Genomic DNA, 2,487 nt, shown 5'->3' on the forward strand with positions numbered 1-2,487 from the left:
GTAAGCGGTGTTTCCTGACCACCTTTCGGGAGTGGTCGCGATCTGTGAGGTTGCCGATCCTGTATTGGGATCGGAGATCGGCTTGTGTCTGGACTTGACCTTACGCTTGACCCGGAGCGGCAGCTTCGGCGTTTCGAGGTGATCAACGGTGCCGGCGGTCGGCGTCACTGGTCGGTGGATGACAAGGCGCGGATCATCGCAGAGACGCTGGAGCCGAATGCGATCATTTCCGAGGTCGCCCGCCGTTATGGTCTCAGGCCGCAGCAGGTCTTCGCCTGGCGCCGCGAAGCGCGCAAACAGGTCGCTTCGGTGCAGCAAGATTCTCCTGCCTTTGTGCCGGCGGTTGTGGCGGCGGCGGAACCTGTAGCCAGCCGTTCACCGAAGCAGCGGAAACGGCAAGCCACCCGAGATGCCGGCATGATCGAGCTTGAGATCGACGGCGTCGCGATGCGCGTCGGCCGGGGCGCCGATACCAAGACGGTGGCCGCAGTGATCCGCGCGCTGAAGGCGACGTCGTGATCGGGCCGACGGGTGCGGTCAAGGTCATGGTGGCGACGAAGCCCGTCGACTTCCGCAAGGGTGCGGAGGGATTGGCGGCGCTGGTGCGAGAGACAATGGGGGCCGATCCGTTCAGCGGGGCCGTCTACGTCTTCCGGGCGAAGCGGGCTGACCGGATCAAGCTGATCTTCTGGGATGGCACCGGGGTTTGCCTCTATGCCAAGCGTTTGGAGGATGGGGAGTTCCGCTGGCCGAAAGTGCATGACGGCATGATGCGGCTGACGGCCGCGCAGCTCTCGGCGCTACTCGAAGGTCTCGACTGGCGGCGAGTCCACGAGGCGCGCCGGACCCGCGTTCCAGCCCAGGCGGGCTGACCCGCGACGAAGTGAATCAGCCTGGATTCCGCTGTCGCGGGCTGTCGGCGAATATGGTCTGATCCGCTCATGGCGATGACGGCTGACCAGCTTCCCGACGATCCGGACGCGCTGAAGGCGATGGTCCTGGCGCGCGACGTCGAGAATGCCCGTCTGATTCAGATCATCAAGGAATTGCAGCGTCACCGCTTCGGCCGGCGTGCCGAGACGCTCCCCGAGGATCAATTGCTGCTGGGGCTCGAAGAGGCCGAGCAGATCGAGGCCGCCGACGAGGAAGAGAACGAACAAGCATCTCCCGCAGAGCGCCTGGAGCGCGCCAGGAAGCGCCGGACGAACCGCGGCGCGTTGCCATCCCATCTGCCGCGGGTGGAAATGATCGTCGACATCGAGGACCATGCCTGCCCATGCTGCCGCAATGGCTTGCATCGGATCGGCGAGGACGTGAGCGAGCGGCTCGACATCGTTCCGGCGCAGCTGCGTGTAATCGTCGTGCGGCGGCCCAAATATGCCTGCCGCGCCTGCGAGGACGTCGTGGTTCAGGCTCCCGCGCCGGCCCGGCTGATCGAGGGTGGTCTTCCGACCGAGGCAACGGTCGCCCAGGTGCTGGTCTCAAAATATGCCGATCACCTTCCGCTCTATCGTCAGGCGCAGATCTACGCCCGGCAGGGTATCAATCTCGATCGCTCTACGCTCGCCGACTGGGTCGGCCGCGCCGCCTGGCACCTGCGTCCGGTGCATGAGCGGCTGCTTGGCAAGCTGAAGTCCTCGCCAAAACTCTTCGCCGACGAGACGACCGCGCCGGTGCTCAATCCCGGCCGCGGCAAGACTAAGACAGGTCAACTCTGGGCCTATGCCCGCGATGACCGACCATGGGAGGGGAGCGACCCGCCGGGCGTCGCCTATGTCTATGCGCCGGACCGAAAGGCCGAGCGTCCGATCGCTCATCTCGCAGGCTTCACCGGAATCTTGCAGGTCGACGGCTATGGCGGCTATCGCGTGCTGGCCGACAAAAGCGGCGTCACGCTCGCCTTCTGCTGGGCGCATGTCCGTCGGCGCTTTTATGAACTGGCAGCAGCCGGTCCCGCGCCGATCGCCAGCGAGGCGCTGAGACGGATCGCCGAACTCTACAAGATCGAGGATGACATCCGTGGCCGATCGGCCAACGAGCGCCGCGCGATGCGTCAGGACAAAAGCCGCGCCATCGTCGCCGATCTCGAACCCTGGCTGCGTGAGAAGCTCGGCCTGATCAGTCAGAAGACCAAGCTCGCAGAGGCAATCCGCTACACGCTCTCACGCTGGGAAGGCCTCTCGCGCTTCCTTGACGACGGCCGCATCGAGATCGACAGCAACACCGTCGAACGCTCGATCCGTCCGATCGCGCTCAACCGCAAGAACGCGCTCTTCGCAGGCTCTGACGGCGGCGCCGAACACTGGGCAGTCATCGCCTCGCTGATCGAAACCTGCAAGCTCAATGGTGTCGAACCGCTCGGCTATCTCGCCGATGTCCTCACCAGGATCGTCAACGGCCACCCCAACAGCCAGATCGACGATCTCCTGCCTTGGGTCTACATCAACAAGCTCGAGCTCAAGGCCGTGGCCTGAGAACACCGCTTAC

General features: G+C 64.7%; 3 protein-coding genes. All 3 read left to right on the plus strand.

What is annotated here, in order from left to right; translation table 11 throughout:
• The first annotated feature begins 138 nt into the window (after positions 1-138).
• The 3 genes from NMG46_RS29465 to NMG46_RS29475 all read left to right on the plus strand — a co-directional run bounded on the left by NMG46_RS29465 (position 139) and on the right by NMG46_RS29475 (position 2,474).
• Positions 139-519, plus strand: a complete 381-nt coding sequence (locus NMG46_RS29465) for a transposase (protein ID WP_196815424.1) — start codon at positions 139-141, stop codon at positions 517-519.
• Positions 516-872 (plus strand): IS66 family insertion sequence element accessory protein TnpB, encoded by a 357-nt coding sequence (gene tnpB / locus NMG46_RS29470; protein ID WP_024505580.1) that lies wholly within the window; start codon positions 516-518, stop codon positions 870-872. Before NMG46_RS29465 ends, tnpB begins: the two co-directional genes overlap by 4 nt.
• A gap of 69 nt (positions 873-941) precedes the next feature.
• The gene (locus NMG46_RS29475; RefSeq protein ID WP_024505579.1) at positions 942-2,474 is read left to right on the plus strand and encodes an IS66 family transposase; all 1,533 of its coding nucleotides are present in this window, start codon (positions 942-944) and stop codon (positions 2,472-2,474) included.
• Positions 2,475-2,487: the final 13 nt, after the last annotated feature.

This window comes from Mesorhizobium sp. LMG 17147 (assembly GCF_024297145.1).
Taxonomy (GTDB): Bacteria; Pseudomonadota; Alphaproteobacteria; order Rhizobiales; family Rhizobiaceae; genus Mesorhizobium.

Excerpts from the sequence above, each read along its gene's own strand:
- NMG46_RS29475 (WP_024505579.1), top strand. The coding sequence starts at position 942 with ATGGCGATGACGGCTGACCAGCTTCCCGACGATCCGGACGCGCTGAAG.